Genomic DNA, 17,242 nt, shown 5'->3' with positions numbered 1-17,242 from the left:
AGCACCGTCAAGATACGGGATGGATCGACAGGTCAATGTCGATATCCGGATGTAGGCTTTCTTGCACCGGACAGCCGTATGCCGCTCGTTTGAGGCGGTTTAGCGTATCGGCGTCGTACGAGCGGGGCAGATATACATCGACTTGGATGCGGGCAATACGACGCGGGTTGCTCGCCATTTCCTTCGTTATGTCAATCTCCATATCGCTTAGATCTGCGTCGATCTTCTGGGCGGCGATGCCCATGATCGTAGCAACACACGTACCCAATCCGGTTGCGATTAGATCGGTTGGCGAGAAGGACGCCCCGCGTCCATGGTTGTCTACGGGTGCATCGGTGGTGAGCGTCGTTTTGGAGGGCGCATGTACCGCAGAACAATGCAGGTCGCCCTCGTAGGTCGCAAGAATGTTAACCATAGCAGGAACAGGTCGATGCAAAAGAAAACGTGTGTGTCGTACCTGTGCGACCCATGGAAGTGCCGCCCCACAATACCGAAGGGGAGGTGTGCGTTGGTTGTGTGAAGGCCGCTTGTGGGGTGAACCCGCACGGAACGCATGCATAGAGGCACGGCGCGCCGTTGAGAAAGAGCGTCTCTACCTGTTTGAATCCCTTGTATCAACCTGCTTTCAGTGATGATGTATCGTGTAGTTCTGTGGGGGACCCTCGGGGTGTTGCTCATGACGGGCCTGCAGCCCACCGTCTCCCAAGACATCGCCGCCGATGCCGCCGATGATTGGCTCATGCGTGTGCAGGACCGTTATGCCGCGTTATCTGGACTCCAAGCCACCTACGAGCAAGAGGTCTCCACCGAGTTAAACGAGGGCACCGAACAGCGGCAGGGTACGCTATACGCAACGCCGGATGCGTTTCGCGTTGAAGCCGATCGCCAAACGATTGTATCCAATTCCGAAACCATTTGGGTACACGACGAAATACGCAATCAGGTGATCGTGTCTACACCGGACGAGCAACGTCCCGATTTAGCCACGCCGAATACACTTTTTGCGCGCTTCAGCGACATGTTTACGGTGGTTGATAGCGAAGAGACAAGCGCAGGCATGGTTCGGCTTTCGTTGGAGGCCAATGATTCGGCAGCCGACTACGAGGCAATGGTGCTTTGGGTGCGTCCTGATGACGCTACCATCACCGAACTGGAGCTTACAGATGGGGGTGGGACGCACGTGCGCATTCAATTGAGCGATATGACGTTCGACCCGTCGTTCGACGAGGGGGTGTTTACGTTTGAACCGCCCGAGGGAGTCGAAGTGGTGGATCTGCGTGATGGATGAGGCGTGGAGACGCTGAGTCGAAAAATCCTCTTTGCAATGAACAGGGCCGCTCGATCGCGCAGCGCCTGCTGAGCGCCGAACAGGCTGTGGAGGCGTCACAGCACGTTCCTCCTTCTCATACACCCCACCCAACACCTTGTCCATCTCGTCGAAGCGCATCCGAACATGGCTCTTTAACGGAGGCAGCATCGTTCTGGCCGGTGCGTTGTTGTACTTGGCGTTTCGTGGGGTAGAAGTGGAGGCACTCATTGACGCCTTTCGGACAGCCCAGTACAGCTGGTTGATTCCGCTTGCCGTACTCGTTATTGTCAGCAACGTGATGCGCGTGTGGCGTTGGCAGGTACTTCTGCGTACGCTTCCCGATCGTGCATATCGAGAGCCCGAACAGGGGCCGCCTCCTATTCGGTTCATGACGGCTTTCGCCTCCACCATGATTGGGTACATGGCGAACTATGTGGCCCCACGTGCTGGCGAGTTTGCACGTACAGGCCATCTTGCCTTGCAGTATGACCTGCGGTTTAGCAGCGTCTTTGGCACCGTCGTCGTAGAGCGCGTGCTCGACACACTTGTGCTGGGGATCGCACTGATAACGGGTTTGTGGTACGTACGCGATCGGCTGCCGTACTTTCTGGAAGAGGCGCCCCTTCAGCTTCCACACTGGTTCGACGATCTTGCCTTTTGGGGCAGCGTGGGGCTGGCGGTGATAGCACTTGTCGGCATGACGGCCGCCTGGCTGTTTCCGCGTGTAGCCTGGCGAACACGTGCACTCTATCGGCTCTGGATACGTCCCGCGTTGCTTCACTTTTGGGATGGAATCGACACAGTGCGCTCGTCACCGCATCCCTGGTATTTGGTCATAAGCACCATTGGAATGTGGGGCGGCTACCTGCTGATGGCATACATTCCATTTCTGATGCTTGGCCTGGCTGATCCGTATGCCATTGGGTTGGGGGATGCATGGGCGCTGATGGCTATTGGAGCGCTGGGGCTTCTGGTACCGGCGCCGGGCGGACTCGGCTCGTTTCACTACATTACTATCCTCGCATTGGTGTATCTCTACCAGATGCCCGAAGCACCTGCCGCCTCGTATGCTGTGCTGACCCATGCCGCGCAGCTTGTTTTCTACACCGGAGCAGGGGCTCTCTGTCTGATGTGGTACGGCACTGGGCTGCGTGCGCTTAGTGAGGTTGCTGAGGAGGAGTCCTCCGACAAAGAGGATCGTCGTGCGTCGTCTTCCCCATAAGATCTTTTCAGCGTGAGTCGGGGGCATAACCGTCGTGAAAGAAAGGGTGAGATGTCAAGATACAGGACATCCATTTTGCATATTTATGTGAACAATCTGCTAAGAAGTAATATGTAAGCGCTTCCTGATGATTGAAGTTCAATTTTATATTTGCATATGACACCCGTGTTACCACACTGTTATAAGCAAGCTATCTAAAATAGCCTGCAGCGCAAAGACCCACCCACCGTTTGTCTGCGTGTTGCTTCTTCTTTCGTATAGCCTGCTTATGAACATATGAAGACCTATTGGTATATCGGATTATTCGCGCTATTCATGGTCGTCAGCGCTGCTGACGTCAACGCCCAAGAGGCCACAATCAGTGGTCAGGTGGTTTCCGAAGATGGAGAGCCGCTGCCGGGTGTAAACGTAGTTATTGCCGACCTGCAAATCGGTGATGCTACAGACATGGAAGGCCGATTCCGATTGAGTGGAATACCAGCAGGCACGCACGATGTAACCGCACAGTTTGTCGGGTTTCGTACTGAAACGATCACCGTAACGCTTGAGCCCGGCGAAGAAATTGAACGGACGATTACGTTGCAGGAAGACCTTGTGCAGCTCGACGAGGTCGTGGTCACCGGACTGGGCCAAAGCGTTGAGCGCCGCACGTTGTCTGCAGACGTGGGCGTGATTTCGGCGAGTGATATCGAAAATGCGCCCGTTGGGTCCATCGATGAACTGCTGCAAGGCCGAGTCCCTGGATCTTCGATTCGGGCGCAGTCGGCGCAGCCGGGCCAAGGAGCGCTCATTAACTTCCGAGGCATCACCAGTGTGTTCTCCAGTCAAACGCCTGTCATTTACATCGACGGCGTGCGGGTAGACAACAGTTCAGATACCAGCTTGAGCTTCGGTGGCGAATCGACCTCGGCGCTTTCTGAACTGCTCACCAACGACATTGAACGTGTTGAGATCACCAAAGGCGGAGCGGCAAGTACGCTCTACGGGTCCGATGCCGCGAACGGCGTGATCCAGATCTTTACGCGTCAAGGCCAAGATGGGGATACGCGGGTCACCTTCCGCACCGAGCAGGGCGTCGACATTCCGGTCACGGATTTCCTGCTCGACACCGGGTTTTCTTTTGCGAACCGCGTCGAAGATGAAAACAGTCCGGACTTTGGACGCAGTAGCTTCATCGAAGATGAAATCCTACGTACAGCTCACTCGCAAAGCTACTACGTGGGCGTGTCTGGCGGCGATGAATCGCTTACCTACAACGTGAGCGGGCGCACGCAGCACAATGGCGGTATTCAGCCGAACAATGCCAACACCGTGTATGCCTTGCGCGGCAATGTGCAAGCTGATGCCAGCGAAACGCTCAGTGTTGGATTCAGTGGCGCGTACACGCGTTCAAACTTCTCCCGGCTCAACAGCGGCACCGCCATTGCCGATCCGCTCACCGCCTTTGAAGTGGGCGATGCGCTGTTCTTCACAGGAACCGGCTCGCTCGATGAGGCGCTCGATATGTTCTTGCTGCCGCGGATTCAAGAGGGGGTAGATCGGTTTACCATATCCGCTACCGCTACCTATGAGCCGTCGGAGCTCTTCAGTTCGCAGGTTACCGGCGGTATCGATAGCCGGACCAACCAGCAGCGGGCTCGTAACCCTGCAGATGCCGACCCGCTGACGGGGCTTGATAACGGCGACCTGGTTCGTTTCGATCGCGACTTTAAGTCGGTTACGTTGGAATATCGGGGAACCATTAGCTATCCGCGAGAAGGGTGGATTACCTCCGATTTCACGTTTGGAGCGCAAGGCTTCCGTGAGGAAACGACCACATTTATTGGAGACGGAGAAACCCTTATTCCGGGATCCGAAAATTTTGGGGAAGCCGGAAGTGTTGTTGCGGATGAGACGCGTAGCGAAGTGTTCAACGGGGGGCTTTTTGCCCGTGAACAAATCGGTCTTTACGATCGGGTCTTCATCAATGCCGGACTCCGTTTGGATGGCAATAGCGCCTTTGGCCAAGATATTGGTTTCCAGGCCTACCCGAGCTTGGGGGTCGCCTACACGATCTCCGATGAGGACTTCTGGGCGGGTCGCCTGGACAACGTTGCTAATAATTTGAAACTGCGGATCGCTTATGGCGAAACAGGCAAGTTTCCGACTCCTTTCGCCCGCGACTTTTCGTTTCAGTCAACCGCGTTTCGTGGCGAAGCGGCACCACGGTTTGAAAATCCTGGCAATCTAGAATTGAGCCCAGAACGTACTGCCACCCTGGAAGCTGGTTTTGAGGGTAGCTTCCTAAATGATCGGCTGGGTATCAATTTCACCGCATATACGGCACGGACTACAGATGCCTTGTTTAGTGTTCCTGAACAGCCGTCCACTGGACTTGGCTCCCAGCTCCGCAACCTGGGTGAGGTCGAAAACCGAGGAGTGGAGCTTGATGTGGATGCCACTATCCTAAACCGCGACAACGTGGAATGGTCGCTTGGTGCTGCCTACGGTTACGTGACCAACGAAGTCACGGATATGGGCGGGGTGCCTGACTTCAACCTCAGCACAACCGTAAGCGCACAGCAACGCATCGCCGAAGGCCGGCCTATTGGCGCATGGCGGGCTGCCACGCCCTTCGATAGTACGGGCGACGGGCTGTTTGATTCGTCTGAAGACCAATTCACAGGCACTACGCCGTATCCCGATCATACCGGATCGTTTACCTCGCGCCTTACGCTCTTCGACAACATCAGCGTGTTTGCCCTGGCCGATTGGGCCACCGGCGCGGAAGTGTTCGATTGGGGCAGCCACTGGGCCCAGTTCAACGGATTGCTGCGCGCAGAGCGCTCAACACAATTCGATGCCGATGGAAATGAAGTCGGGCTCTTTAGCACCGAGGATGATGGCGTGTCGCTGCTGCAAAACGGCGACTACCTGAAGATCCGTGAGATCTCGGTAAGCTACCGGGTGCCGAGCGATTACCTCGATATGTTCAATCTGTCGTCGGCACAGGTGTCGCTTTCGGGGCGTAACCTGTTCACCTTTGCCCGGCAAGATCTTGTTGACCCAGAACTCGCTGGCCTTACATCGGGGGGCGGACTTCAGCTAGGTGGAGCGCAAAGCGTAACGATATCGCCGCCGCGCCAGGTGCGTCTGGTACTTGAAGTGACGTTTTAACGCCGCTGGCTCTCCTGAACGGTCGATCTGCCCCAATTTTTTACATCCCTCTATTATGAATACGTCTTCTTTCATGCAGCAATCGCCTGCATACACACTGCTTGCGCTTTTACTGGCAGGCATCTTCTTTTCCGGATGCGACTTTCTCGACCCTACGTCGGTTGAGAACCCGCAGAGTACGATCGATGATCTTGAGGAAGCCGACGATCTGGTGCGCGTGTTTGTGCCTGGCGTACGGGCACAGTTTGCGCGGGCCTTAAGCAGTACAGTCGTCACAACGTCGATTGCATCGGATGACTATTCCATTCATGGCACTGGACTCGGCGGTACCGCAATGGAGTCGCCTGAGCGCATTACGCCTGCCACAGCCGTTATCAATAGCACGGGTGCAGCCTTTGGTAGCTACTGGAACCTGCAGGAAACGCGCGCCCTAGCTGATTTTGTGTTCAGTGACATCCTCCCCGAAGATCCTAATGCCAGTGATGGCGATCTTGGAGAAATCCACTACTATCGGGGCATGGCCTTCCTGATGCAGGCAGAGAACTTCTCGGCTGTTCCGGTCGAAGAAGATGGAGATCCGCTTCCGTCTGAGGCCCTTTACGAACGCGCTGAAGAGGATTTGCAAGAGGCAATCAACTTGCTGGGTCCTGATGACGAAATAACAATAGCTGCTGAAGCAGCGCTCGCACGGTTATACCGCGGCCTTGGCGATGAGGGGAGTGCTGCCAGCTATGCGAATGCGGTGCTGAATGCAGACGATGAGTTTCTTTTTGCGCTGGAGTATGACTCCCAGAACCTCGTGAACTCGGCGCAGACCTTCCTAGTTGAGCGTGCGCTCCGCGAAATGCAGCCGCTTCCCCGGCTCGATTTCCTGGATCCGAAGTATACCTCCCGAGATTCGGCCATCCCGATTGCTAAAGCAGAAGAGATGCACCTTATCCTCGCCGAAGTAGCGCTGGCAGAGGGCAATGAAGGAGCTGCCAAACAACACCTCATCGATGCACTGGATGTTGTTGATGCACGCGATCCGGTTACGTTTGGAGAGGAAGACCAGCGCCTTGACAATAATCTCAATCCGCGTCCTCGGTCGTCGGATATTAAAATCGCGTTTGAACCTGGGGAGGAATTTCTCGAAGGGTTTGTACTTGATCGGCCGGGGCTCATTCAGATGCCTCCAATATCGGGTACATCGGTTACCGAAGACCAGATTGACGATGCCAGCGGTCCCGAGCTTACACGTTTGCTCTACCTGATGCGTCAGGAGGTGCTGTTCTTGGAAGGCCGTCGTTTGCACGATCTGGGATTGCGGCTGCCTATGATGCTGCGGGAGATTGAGCAGAGTCCGGTTATCACTGAGGGTGACCTGGGTACGCAAACAATCATCCCGGCTTACATCCCGCCTGCTGATGAAATGAATCTCTACACACCGGTGGAGATCTACGACTCGGGCCAAACAATCGAAGACGAGATTACGATGCTCCATGACATGAACCGCATCCTCGCCGAGGAGCGTGGGTTGGTCCTTACGAATCCGGACCTGCCGTAGTTTACGCGCTCAACGCGAATGCCGTCAAAACATACCCTACTACGCCGCTTTTGCTCTTACGAGTATGAGCGGCGTATGTGTTTGTGCTGTATGGTGTTGTGAATGAGAGGATTGCTGTAGCAAGTTGTGAAACGGAGCAAGAGAACTAAGTAGCTCAGCAAAAATACGTTTACACCTTGTCATCGCGAGGAGGGAACTTGCGACCGACGCGGCGCTGTGAGCGCTAGCGAACGAGTACTCCTGGGGTGCGATCTCATGCACCCGTTAGAGCGATTTACCCTGCTTAGAAGGCACAAGATTGCACCCTAAAGGCACTTCCTCGCTGCGCTCACAGCGCCACGTCGCTGACGCTCCTCGCAATGACATAATCAAAGGTTCTTTTGTGGATCCACTTAGTGCCGTTGAGCCAGCATCTTTTGAACAAAACTGAGCCTTTGCCCGTGGTTGACTTCGACGCATACACGTTTCATCCGCCGGTTAACTGGCCGGAGCAGCCGATTCCAGTCGTCGATCTGACCGAAACGTACGACCGCGATCGGTTGCGTGATCTTACGTGGGCAATCGGACGATATGATGAGGTGCGTACGCAGGCTATGTACAGCGCGCCTCAGTACGAAAGCGCTCGGTGTGTTCACATGGGGCTCGATATCTGGGCGCCCGCTGGAACGCCGATCTATGCCTGCTATCAGGGCGTGATTGCCGCTTCTGCCTATCATGACGAGTCCGGCAACTATGGCGGCACCGTTATTACGCGGCATCAGCCTGGCGATACGCCGTTTTGGGTGCTACATGGTCATCTGAGTCGGTCTAGCGTGGACAGGTATACAGCCGGCACGGTGGTAGAGGCTGGTACATGCATCGGCGCACTGGGTACTGAGGCTGAAAATGGGGGATGGGTGCCTCACCTGCATATCCAACTGGCTTTGCATCCGCCCGAAAATACAGACTATCCGGGGGTTGTGTATCCTCATGAGCGCGACGAAGCCTGTCATCGCTACCCCGACCCGCGTCGTGTATTGGGCGCAGTTTATTGATCAATCCAGAAACCCTTCTCTATATCTCCATGTTGTATCTAAAACATCTGGGCTCCCCTTTATTCGTTGTTGATAGCGCGCTACGTACATGATACGCTTGGAGGATGATGGCACAACAGTCACCCTTGACTTGCACGGGCTGACGGTTGATGATGCGCTTTCGGTGACGAGGCACACGCTGCAGTTAGCGGAAGAACGGGGACGGGCCACGCTTAAAGTCATTCATGGACATTCTACCTCGGGCATGCCGGGGCAGCGTACTATCAAAACGGCGCTTTACCGTGAACTGGAGCATGGGTTTTTGTCTCATTACCAGACGAACCATCATCGAGAGACGGGCGCGCTCCTGCTTTCGCTTGGGGTGAGCATTGGGGCGTCCTCGGAGCGCATTCAAACGACAGAGATATGGCCGCCGTGATCTCTTGTTTGCTGACATGTGGTCTGTTTTTTGCGTGAACAGGTTGTTAACGGAGTCGGTTTTTTGTTTCTTGGTTCGTGTGTGGTTTTGAGGAGCAGACGGGGGCGCTCTCCTCTCTTCCATTCGCTTTGCCATACGTCCTTATCCTTTACGTGCTGGTGCTATGCTGTTTGACACACCTCGCTCAATGACTGCAACTCGTTTTGCCTCGCTGCTTATTGGTGGCGTGCTGCTGGTCCTGGTAACGGGAAGTTTAACCGGGCACCTTGGCCATGCTACCCAATACATGGCGAAGCATTTGCCGTTATTGCAAAGTGCAATTGGAGCACCCGACACCACGGTGGTGCATCCTGCTGCGTTTACCGTGGGAGCGCACCCCAATCATCCGGAAGCGCGTTACGATTCGTATCTAACCCCTGACGTTCTTTCCGAACACGAAAAAAGTTCGGTACAGCGGCAGTTCCACCGCATCCTGGATCTGTACACGAAGCGGCAAGGCGTTGATGACAACTTCACCATTCGGGTGTTTGACAACCGTACGTACGAAAATCTGGGGGCGTATAGCCTTGAGGAGATGCGTACACGGTGGGAAAATGGACACACGTATGACTGGAGTGAAGTCGACCGCCATCGTCGGCAGTTATCGCGTCGCGTGGTTGATCGGTATGTAGAGGAAGGGTATCCGCGGAGTGCGTTGTCGGTACGGTGGGGGCGCGCTAACCAAATCCATGAGGCGTATCAGCGGGACCTCCCATTTGCAGAATACGAAATGCGGCTCGCGCAGTATCTGGATATGAGCCTGCTGCCTACCATGCTGGGCGTCGTCGAAACATTCAATCAAGACGAACTGGTGTCGTCGGCAGGAGCGCGAAGCCGGTACCAGATGATGCCTTATATCTTGCGTCAGTTCGATATTAACACGTACCGGCTTCCTGCACAGTCGGGGGCGCAGGTGCGCGTCGAAGAAGAGTTGCATCCACTGTTGGCGATGGAGCCGGCCTTCACGTTGATGCGGGGATACATCAACGCCGTGGGGCACGAAATTCCGGGCTTGTCGGCGTATCATACCGGGCCGTCAAACATCTTCCATGTCTATCGTTCGTATTTACTCGACAACGCATCGGAGTTGGATACGGCTCCCAGTGTGGTAGAGGCCTTTATGTGGGGGCTTACCGATGGATTTGAGACGGTGAGCGCGTCATCCACGTTTAAGGGCCGTTCGCGTGGATACATTCCGGCTGTAATGGGGGCCATGCGGGCGTATAATCCCAATGTGATTGATCCCTCACACACCGTGCGGGCGGTTCGTGTGCAGCTAGCAGAAGGCGAGCAGATCCGACTTGCCAGCTTGCTCGCTGACCTGGCCGATGAGCGTCTCGATTGGGGCGAAGATACGCATGCTATGTCGATGTACGAGCGGTTTCGGTATCTGAATCCGCATATGAAGTTGCCCGATCCGTACAGCGGTCATGTTCCAGCTGCGGGCAATGTCTTGCTGCGTAGCACGGTGAGCGGACAGCCTATTCGCTTCTTTCTGCCGCTGGGAGCCCCCGACTTGATTGAGGCCAGTGGTCGTGTGCAGTTGGATGAGGAGGCTACGTTTGTGTATGACGGGTCTACCTACACACATCCCCGCAACGGAGAACAGACAGACGCAGATCGAGCGTATGCACGCTTGGTCGATGATATTGGACAGTTTGGGTTTACCCAGGAAAATAAGCATCGCCTGGAGCGACTGTATGAAACGTTCCAAGAGCTTGCCGAGGAGGACCCCTCTCATTATCGGCAGATTCAGCTAGAGGTGATTCGTACCCACCGCCGCATCTGGCAGTCGAATGCGTGGACTGAAATGGCGCGCACAGCGTCGGCAGCTATTCGCCTGACGCCATCCACTCCGCAGGAACTGCGTCCGCTTGAACTGGGGCATGCGACACAGCCGTAGTCTTCTGGCTCTGCTGGTAGAGGTAGGTGGTTCGAGACGGTTCCGTAAAAAAGCCTGACAGGTCTCGAAGACCGTAGTACTCTGTCACACCTGATTGTTAGGGTACGGAGATCGTCCGAAACTCTGTATCCCAGCCCCCTCCCAAAAAACCTGTCATGGTGAGCACGCGACGGGCCCAGCCCGGAGCACGTCGAACCATCTCCCCGACGCTCAGCAGGCTCTGATCGATCGAGTGGCCCTGCTCATTTCGAGGGAGATTGTTACTCACTACGTTCGTCAGTCGCTGCGCTCGTGTCAGACTCCGCACCTGCTAGACGCAGTTGCTCCGCTCAAGATGACAACATTAAAACGGGGCGCGTTGCAACCCGAAGATTGATCTGTGACAGAGCAGTAGGTGTTTAGCGCGGCTCACTGACCCGCCCGGGATATCTGCACCCCAGGAGTACTCGGTCGCGGTGCTCCCAGCGCTCCGCTTCTGATCCCGGGCTAAGTGACGTTGCGATGTGAGGAAACCCATAGCCGGGGACCGCTTGCGTCCCCGGCTAAACTTGCTTTTTCTTTTAAGGCAGGCGCAGCAGCCAGGCGTCTTGAGGAACCCGATCGCTTAGCGTAGTCAGCATCGTTCGGGCATCGTCCACCGATGTGAAGGTGCCCACACCGACGCGGTAGCGGTTCTGTGTGCGCTCCGTCGAGTCGTTGAGGAGATGCAACGTGACATCGGGCAGGGCCTCGGCATAATGGGCCTGCGCCTTTTTCGCATCCGCCTCGTTCTCCTCGGAGGCTACAACAACCGTCCAAGCGCCTGTGGGAGACGCCGCTGCGTCGGGGGCATCGTCGTCACGGACCGATTGGACAACCGATACCGGCTCCGTGCGTGCTGTAGCCATCTGCGGTTCACGAAGCAGCAAGGTCGATTCGACGCGGCGATCGCGCTGGCAGCCTGCATCGCGTTCTGAGGGCGGACACGCATCGGTAATGCGGCCATGGCCTTGGATCAGGAAGCGAGCCGAGTCAATTCCCTGGGCCACAAAGAACTGCTTGATCGCCTCAGCCCGCCGCAACGACAGCGACTCGTTGTATGCATCCGGTCCGACGAAGTCGGCAAAGCCATCGAGACGAATCATGTGGTCGGGGCAAGACCGAAGCGTGGGCAGTTGATCGGTGAGCACCTGCTGGGTGCGAGGGGCAAGGTGTGCGCTATCGAAGGCAAAGAAGAGCCGGTCAGGTAGGCTCCACGAGTCACACGGGTCACCCGGTAGCGAGGCGCGCATAAGCCGCCCCTCATTCACCTCGATGGTGACCGTTTTCGCATCGCTTCCAAACGCGTTTGACGCATTGAGGGTAACCGTGTAGGTGCCCGGCGTGTTAAATACGTACCCTTGCGTTGTTTGGACATTGGAGGCGCCAATAAACCGGTCGGCATCGTACGCATGGATACCCCGCTCCAGAGCAGGTTGCTGGCCATCGCCAAAGTCCCACGTCACGTCAAGCGGAGAGGTGCCTTCGTAGGCACCGTAGAGCCGGACCATTTCATAGGTGGATACTTGCAGCGTGTCGGCATGCAGGGCAAGCACCCGGGCGGGGGTTTCCGGCTCGTTGACGGTGATGGTGTGCCGCTTTGTGGTGGTGCCGGCGTCGTTTTGCGCATCTACACGAACGGAATAATCGCCTTCAATCCGATAGGTATGCGAAACAGTTTGTTTGCCGGTGTAAGTAGTGCCATCACCCATGTGCCAGGTGTACTTGATCGGCTTGGTAGCCTCGTTTGTGGGGGTGATGCTAAAGACCGTTTCATTACTCCGGAATGTGGTAGCAGGAGCCTCTACGGGGCCCAGATCAATCGGTGTAGGAGCCGGGCGCAAGGTGGCACGCACGCCCATGCCCCAGAAACCGAGGCCATCAAAGGCAGCTCGCCCATCGCGCATCCCGTCAATGCCATCGTCTGGGAACGTAGCATACGCAGTGGCATCCACAAACACCGACATACGCTGCGAGACCACGTAATCGAGTCCGAGCCCGAAATACGGCCCACCTCCAAAGTTTACACCGCCAAATGTGGCGTGCGCCCCCATGTTGAAGTAGGGTGTTAGGTCGGCCTTTGGGTACATAAGCATGCGAGTGCCGGCCTGCACCGTTGTAAGTCGAAGCGGCTCGACCCAGACTTTCGGATAGTTCGCATGCACCACGCCAATGCCGCTGCCGAATCGGTTCGACCACTGGTAGCCGACTTCGGCGTTTAGGCTCCAGGGTTCCACCGCATACGTTGAGATGTCGGTTTCACTTACAGAAGCGCCGAGGCCGGCTCGGCCGTACCAGGTGTTGGGTGCGCGAATAACCTGCGCATCTGCCAACAAGGGCATACAGGTAAGCAGAACGGCGACGAGTACGCCGCCAAACAGGGGAGATTGTAATATAGATCGCATCGTCATAACGGTACCAGCATCGTTTGGGGGGAAAACAGGAGGGTACATTGCGGACCCCCGAATACGCCGAAAGTATACCGTTGAACGTGTGCAACAGAATGCGTCGATACCGCACATCGCGTTGCGTTTTCTTCGTAAGCCTATTACGCTTTTGGCGCACCCTGTGTGTGAGATTTGGACATTGCGCAAAAGCGTCTGTTCGGTTTGGTACCGGTGCCTTCAATTCGTATGTTGTAGGCCATCCGATCGTTATTGCCCAACTGCTTTTCCAGTGTTATGTCGCTCGTCCAAACCGCGCTTAATCAAGGGATTCGCACCCTCACTATGAATCGTCCTGAGAAACGGAATGCGTTGAATGCAGAGCTTGTTAGTGCGCTGCGGGAGGCTTTGGCGAATGATGCAGAGGATACCGAGAGCCGGATTGTTGTGCTTACCGGGGCCGGATCTGCATTCTCATCGGGGGCTGATCTGGCGGCACTTCGTACGATGCGCACGGCCGGGCCGATGCAAAACCGGTCGGATTCGAAGCACCTGGCAGCCCTGTTCGACGCGATTTACACGCACCCGAAGCCCGTTATTGCAAAGGTCAATGGCCATGCTATTGCTGGCGGCACCGGGTTGGCTGCGGTCTGCGACTTTGCGATTGCAGTGGAGCCAGCCAAGCTCGGATTCACAGAGGTTCGCATTGGATTTGTACCGGCCATTGTTATGGTGTACGTGCGCCGTCGATTGGGCGAGACGGTCCTGCGCGATCTGATGCTGCAAGGCCGTCTGCTACCTGCTACGGAAGCCGCCGAACTCGGACTGATCCATCAGAGCGTGCCCGCTGATGAACTCGACGATGCAGTTCACACACTGGCCAATTCTATCCGTCGCTCTACAAGTGCATCAGCGGTGGCGCTTACCAAACAAATGCTGGCCGAGGTGCCCGGTATGGGCTACCACGAGGCGTTGGACTATGCCGTACACATGAATGCGTTAGCTCGCTCTACGAACGACTGCCAGGCCGGTATCGAAGCCTTTCTGAACGACCAACCTATGCCGTGGACCCAAGAAGCCGCCCCAACAGATCCTGCTACTGATGCCGATGAATGATGCATCTGCCCACGCATGGGCGCTCGATGTAACGAGATAGCCCTCGTTGCTCGGGTCAACACAGCGCCAGGGACGGTGTACAACCCTTGCATCAGCTTCTAAACAAACAGCGTCTTAACTATGGAACGCGTGACCGATGTCTCCCGCTTTCTAAATGGACTTGTGCATTGGGATACCCAGCAGGCTTTGCAGGGGGCAGACCTAACTGTGGATCAGGTGTTTCGACTAACAGGACCTGGCCAACTGGATTTTGGAGGCAGCGAGTTTGCGCCGGCTCCACGCGAGCGTCTCTCCCCCACGCTGGCCGATCCAGAGGATAGCTATGGGTGGTGGCAACTCGACAAGGGGATGTACATCGTTCGCTACAACGAAGGGATCGAGCTTGTAGACCGTCATCATGCGCGTCTGACTCCACTGCCCCGCCTCCTTCAGGCAGGCGCAATGCACCCGACCCGCGTGTTGAACGAGTCTGAACAGCCTCTCGAAATGTTGGTGACGGTAGGGGGAGGTGGATGTAATCTCAAGGAGAACTGCCGGATTTCACGGGTCGAAGTGTTTGTCTCTGACTAAGTAAGATCAGGGGCCAACTTGGGGTTTCGAATCTAAATTCCTCCCAGGTTTTTTGGGCTAGTCTATGCACACAACCTGAGATGGTGATAATCGTTGGTCATCGCTTGCCTGTCCTGAACTCGATTTAGGATCTGGATGACATTCGAGGGGGGGCGTTGGAGTTGAAAGAGGGCCTTCGTCTTCGGCACCGCCCCTCGATACGTCATCCTGAACTTGATTCAGGATCCATTCCCCCGAGCAGACGCCCAGGTGGGTTCTTGTTGTGGGGGCAGGGCCGTTGATTCGGTAGCCCCTGCTGAGCGCCGCGAAGATGGTTCGACGCGCTCCGGCCCTGGGGGCCTTCGCTTGCTCACCATGACAAGGTTTTTTGTGGGGGGGGGGGGGGCCCCAGAGGTTGGCACGGTCTCCGCTCCCTAACTTTCAGGTGTGACAGAAAACTAGAACTGTTTGGTACAACAGGCCCACCTCCATCAGTCCGATGACGGGGCGACCGCCTGTGCGCTGAACGCCTGTGGGCGGGCAGCAAACATGGGCTTGACCGTGCGCCAGGCATTACGAAACACATCGCTTTCTCGATATGCCTGCAGATCATCGTCGTGCTGCCAGTGGCTATGCGTAATCATCACGTTCGGGTAGTCCGCATCGCGCCATAACTCCAGGTGCACACAGCCAGGCTGTTCACGAATGACAGGGGCGACCTTACGGAAATGGTCCCGAAAGTCGGCAACGCGATGGGGCGCCAGTGTGAGGCGAACAATGCGAATCAGCATGATACGGAAGGAAAATCGGGCAACAGAGTGCGCCTCAAAAATATAGAAAGGGCGCGATGCATCTGCTACGAATTGCCGGTGAGGACGGCATCGCCAATGGCACATTGCAAACAGCGTCCCTGCGTGCAGTATTGCCGGTACAGCTGGTGCATGCCCTGAGCCGCAAGGGCGGTGTCGGGGGGCGAGCCCAGGTCGTTAAATATGCGAGTGATGCGGTCGGAGGCAACCGGCAGGTCTTCGATCAGCGGCCATACCGCATCGGTGGCGGCATCGGGATGACGCAGGAGGAGCGGCACGATGGCGTTCAGAATGAGCGTGTCGCGTCGGCGCGTACCCAGGGCGGGACGATAAGATTTGCTAACCCGGTCCAGGCGGCGGTGCGTCTGCCAAAACGGTCCGGGCTCGCTGGCTAAGAACGTGTGTAGCGCCGCTCGTGGGTTGTCTTCGTGCAGCGCATCTTGAACCGACGCTAAAGGAGCGGTTCGCAGGCCGCCATCGGGGGCTACCCACTGGGCGATTTGTGCAAGACGCAGCGATGGAAAGTTGTTTGGGCGGAGCCGGAAGTACGTCCACTGCTCGCGGGGGAGCGGCTCGGCAGAATGGGATGTGCGCAGGCGCCGGAATCGATCGCGCAGGCGCATCACATAGTCCGCTGTGTCGCGATCGGCATCAACCAACGCATTGGGAGTGGGCAGCAGTCCGGCCCATCCAAACAGCGCAGCTTCGATCGTCTGGATGTCGGGCAGCGTTTGCAGGAACGAGAGCGGACACCGCTGCGCCAGCGTGGTCATCGGGTCGGCGTTCTTGGCATATCCCATAGCCGCGCAGAGCCGCTCGAAAAGCACTTGAGCCGTTGGCTCGGTCAGTGCATCGGCTTTGGACTGCAAGCGAGAGCGCCCCAGCCGCCGAATCCAGCGGGATCGCGTGGAGGCGGGTACGTTGGCCCATTGCGTAGCGCACAGCAGGGGGTTATCTTCTCGTGTAAGGAACTCGTGCAGGGCCTTTCGAAGGGGGACGGTGAGTACGGGGCCTAGCACCAGTTCAGGCAGGGGCGATCCATCCGATCGGGTGAGGCGTCCGGTCCACATATCGGCGGCCAGCACCACGTGCAAGACCACGCTATTGTAGCGCGTGTCGGCGGGGTGGTCGTGGGCAATCCACGTGTGCGATTGGTTGTGGATCTCCACATCTCCATGCCATTCCATGGTGCCGATGCGCAGATGCGCGTCCCGGAAGTCGGGGCCGGCGTCGGTGTTGAGGGTTCCGGGATCAAGCACATGCAGCGGCTCGCCGGTTGTGGTGGTGCAGGCGTCGGCATCAAACTGCTGCTGTGCCCACAGATCCTGGATAAAGGCTTCGGGCACCCGCTCAGCGAGCGTCTCGGCGGGTTCGCGAAGGGTAACCGCTGCATCGGATCCGTTGAGAAGGTATACCTGAGCGGTGGGTGAAGACGAGGCCATGATACGCCGGCTATCCGTGGAAAAGGACCGCGTATCTGATAGACCCCGTACAGCGCACAACGTAACGTGCCTTGTTTACAGGAGCTCTTTGGACTTGACAGGGCCCGGCTCGCTTGTGCGTGCGGAGCGTCGAAAAGATTCCGGGTTGTCACACGTGACTGTTTGAGTACGGGGACCGTGCCAACCTCTGTGTCCCAGCCCTCTACAAAAAAAACCTTGTCATGGTGAGCAAGCGAGCCCCCCCAGGGCCGGAGCGCGTCGAACCATCTCCTCGGCGTTCAGCAGGCTCTGACGAAT

13 protein-coding genes are annotated in these 17,242 nt (G+C 56.7%); 9 read left to right on the top strand and 4 right to left on the bottom strand.

The genetic code is table 11. The features are described from left to right. Positions 1 to 7 precede the first annotated feature (7 nt). Complete coding sequence (locus ACZ5AL_RS07265; RefSeq protein ID WP_464513185.1) at positions 8 to 415, bottom strand: OsmC family protein; 408 nt, start codon at positions 413 to 415, stop codon at positions 8 to 10. Positions 416 to 634: 219 nt separating this feature from the next. Between ACZ5AL_RS07265 and ACZ5AL_RS07260 the strand changes: the two genes are divergently transcribed. The 7 genes from ACZ5AL_RS07260 (at position 635) to ACZ5AL_RS07230 (ending at position 10,627) form a co-directional block, all read left to right on the top strand. Beyond that, positions 635 to 1,288 (top strand): LolA family protein, encoded by a 654-nt coding sequence (locus tag ACZ5AL_RS07260; RefSeq protein ID WP_464513184.1) that lies wholly within the window; start codon positions 635 to 637, stop codon positions 1,286 to 1,288. Positions 1,289 to 1,424: 136 nt separating this feature from the next. Next, on the top strand, positions 1,425 to 2,531 hold the full coding sequence (locus ACZ5AL_RS07255; RefSeq protein ID WP_464513183.1) for a lysylphosphatidylglycerol synthase transmembrane domain-containing protein: 1,107 nt from the start codon (positions 1,425 to 1,427) through the stop codon (positions 2,529 to 2,531). A 276-nt stretch (positions 2,532 to 2,807) separates the two neighbouring features. Next, positions 2,808 to 5,687, top strand: a complete 2,880-nt coding sequence (locus ACZ5AL_RS07250; protein WP_464513182.1) for a SusC/RagA family TonB-linked outer membrane protein — start codon at positions 2,808 to 2,810, stop codon at positions 5,685 to 5,687. Between the two features lie 55 nt (positions 5,688 to 5,742). Then, a complete protein-coding gene (locus tag ACZ5AL_RS07245; RefSeq protein ID WP_464513180.1) occupies positions 5,743 to 7,233 on the top strand; it encodes a hypothetical protein in 1,491 nt (496 codons plus the stop codon). A 440-nt stretch (positions 7,234 to 7,673) separates the two neighbouring features. After that, complete coding sequence (locus ACZ5AL_RS07240; RefSeq protein ID WP_464513179.1) at positions 7,674 to 8,267, top strand: peptidoglycan DD-metalloendopeptidase family protein; 594 nt, start codon at positions 7,674 to 7,676, stop codon at positions 8,265 to 8,267. Between the two features lie 88 nt (positions 8,268 to 8,355). Beyond that, positions 8,356 to 8,685: a Smr/MutS family protein gene (locus ACZ5AL_RS07235; RefSeq protein WP_464513178.1), complete on the top strand. Its 330-nt coding sequence runs from the start codon at positions 8,356 to 8,358 to the stop codon at positions 8,683 to 8,685. 187 nt (positions 8,686 to 8,872) lie between these two features. Then, complete coding sequence (locus ACZ5AL_RS07230; RefSeq protein WP_464513177.1) at positions 8,873 to 10,627, top strand: hypothetical protein; 1,755 nt, start codon at positions 8,873 to 8,875, stop codon at positions 10,625 to 10,627. Between the two features lie 560 nt (positions 10,628 to 11,187). On the opposite strand, the gene ACZ5AL_RS07225 is transcribed toward ACZ5AL_RS07230, so the two are convergent. Continuing rightward, complete coding sequence (locus ACZ5AL_RS07225; RefSeq protein WP_464513175.1) at positions 11,188 to 12,987, bottom strand: PKD domain-containing protein; 1,800 nt, start codon at positions 12,985 to 12,987, stop codon at positions 11,188 to 11,190. A gap of 339 nt (positions 12,988 to 13,326) precedes the next feature. Between ACZ5AL_RS07225 and ACZ5AL_RS07220 the strand changes: the two genes are divergently transcribed. Then, the gene (locus ACZ5AL_RS07220; RefSeq protein WP_464513174.1) at positions 13,327 to 14,145 is read left to right on the top strand and encodes an enoyl-CoA hydratase/isomerase family protein; all 819 of its coding nucleotides are present in this window, start codon (positions 13,327 to 13,329) and stop codon (positions 14,143 to 14,145) included. Positions 14,146 to 14,265: 120 nt separating this feature from the next. Further along, positions 14,266 to 14,715 (top strand): dCTP deaminase/dUTPase family protein, encoded by a 450-nt coding sequence (locus ACZ5AL_RS07215; protein WP_464513173.1) that lies wholly within the window; start codon positions 14,266 to 14,268, stop codon positions 14,713 to 14,715. Between the two features lie 470 nt (positions 14,716 to 15,185). On the opposite strand, the gene ACZ5AL_RS07210 is transcribed toward ACZ5AL_RS07215, so the two are convergent. After that, a complete protein-coding gene (locus tag ACZ5AL_RS07210; protein WP_464513172.1) occupies positions 15,186 to 15,485 on the bottom strand; it encodes a putative quinol monooxygenase in 300 nt (99 codons plus the stop codon). A 65-nt stretch (positions 15,486 to 15,550) separates the two neighbouring features. Then, the gene (locus tag ACZ5AL_RS07205) at positions 15,551 to 16,945 is read right to left on the bottom strand and encodes a DUF2851 family protein (protein ID WP_464513170.1); all 1,395 of its coding nucleotides are present in this window, start codon (positions 16,943 to 16,945) and stop codon (positions 15,551 to 15,553) included. Positions 16,946 to 17,242: the final 297 nt, after the last annotated feature.

This window comes from Natronotalea proteinilytica (assembly GCF_055379935.1).
This window is presented reverse-complemented; position numbering and strand designations above follow the sequence as displayed.

Coding starts and splice junctions, on each gene's coding strand:
- ACZ5AL_RS07265 (WP_464513185.1), bottom strand. CDS start 415: ATGGTTAACATTCTTGCGACCTACGAGGGCGACCTGCATTGTTCTGCG.
- ACZ5AL_RS07260 (WP_464513184.1), top strand. CDS start 635: ATGTATCGTGTAGTTCTGTGGGGGACCCTCGGGGTGTTGCTCATGACG.
- ACZ5AL_RS07250 (WP_464513182.1), top strand. CDS start 2,808: ATGAAGACCTATTGGTATATCGGATTATTCGCGCTATTCATGGTCGTC.
- ACZ5AL_RS07245 (WP_464513180.1), top strand. CDS start 5,743: ATGAATACGTCTTCTTTCATGCAGCAATCGCCTGCATACACACTGCTT.
- ACZ5AL_RS07235 (WP_464513178.1), top strand. CDS start 8,356: ATGATACGCTTGGAGGATGATGGCACAACAGTCACCCTTGACTTGCAC.
- ACZ5AL_RS07230 (WP_464513177.1), top strand. CDS start 8,873: ATGACTGCAACTCGTTTTGCCTCGCTGCTTATTGGTGGCGTGCTGCTG.
- ACZ5AL_RS07225 (WP_464513175.1), bottom strand. CDS start 12,987: ATGCCCTTGTTGGCAGATGCGCAGGTTATTCGCGCACCCAACACCTGG.
- ACZ5AL_RS07220 (WP_464513174.1), top strand. CDS start 13,327: ATGTCGCTCGTCCAAACCGCGCTTAATCAAGGGATTCGCACCCTCACT.
- ACZ5AL_RS07215 (WP_464513173.1), top strand. CDS start 14,266: ATGGAACGCGTGACCGATGTCTCCCGCTTTCTAAATGGACTTGTGCAT.
- ACZ5AL_RS07210 (WP_464513172.1), bottom strand. CDS start 15,485: ATGCTGATTCGCATTGTTCGCCTCACACTGGCGCCCCATCGCGTTGCC.
- ACZ5AL_RS07205 (WP_464513170.1), bottom strand. CDS start 16,945: ATGGCCTCGTCTTCACCCACCGCTCAGGTATACCTTCTCAACGGATCC.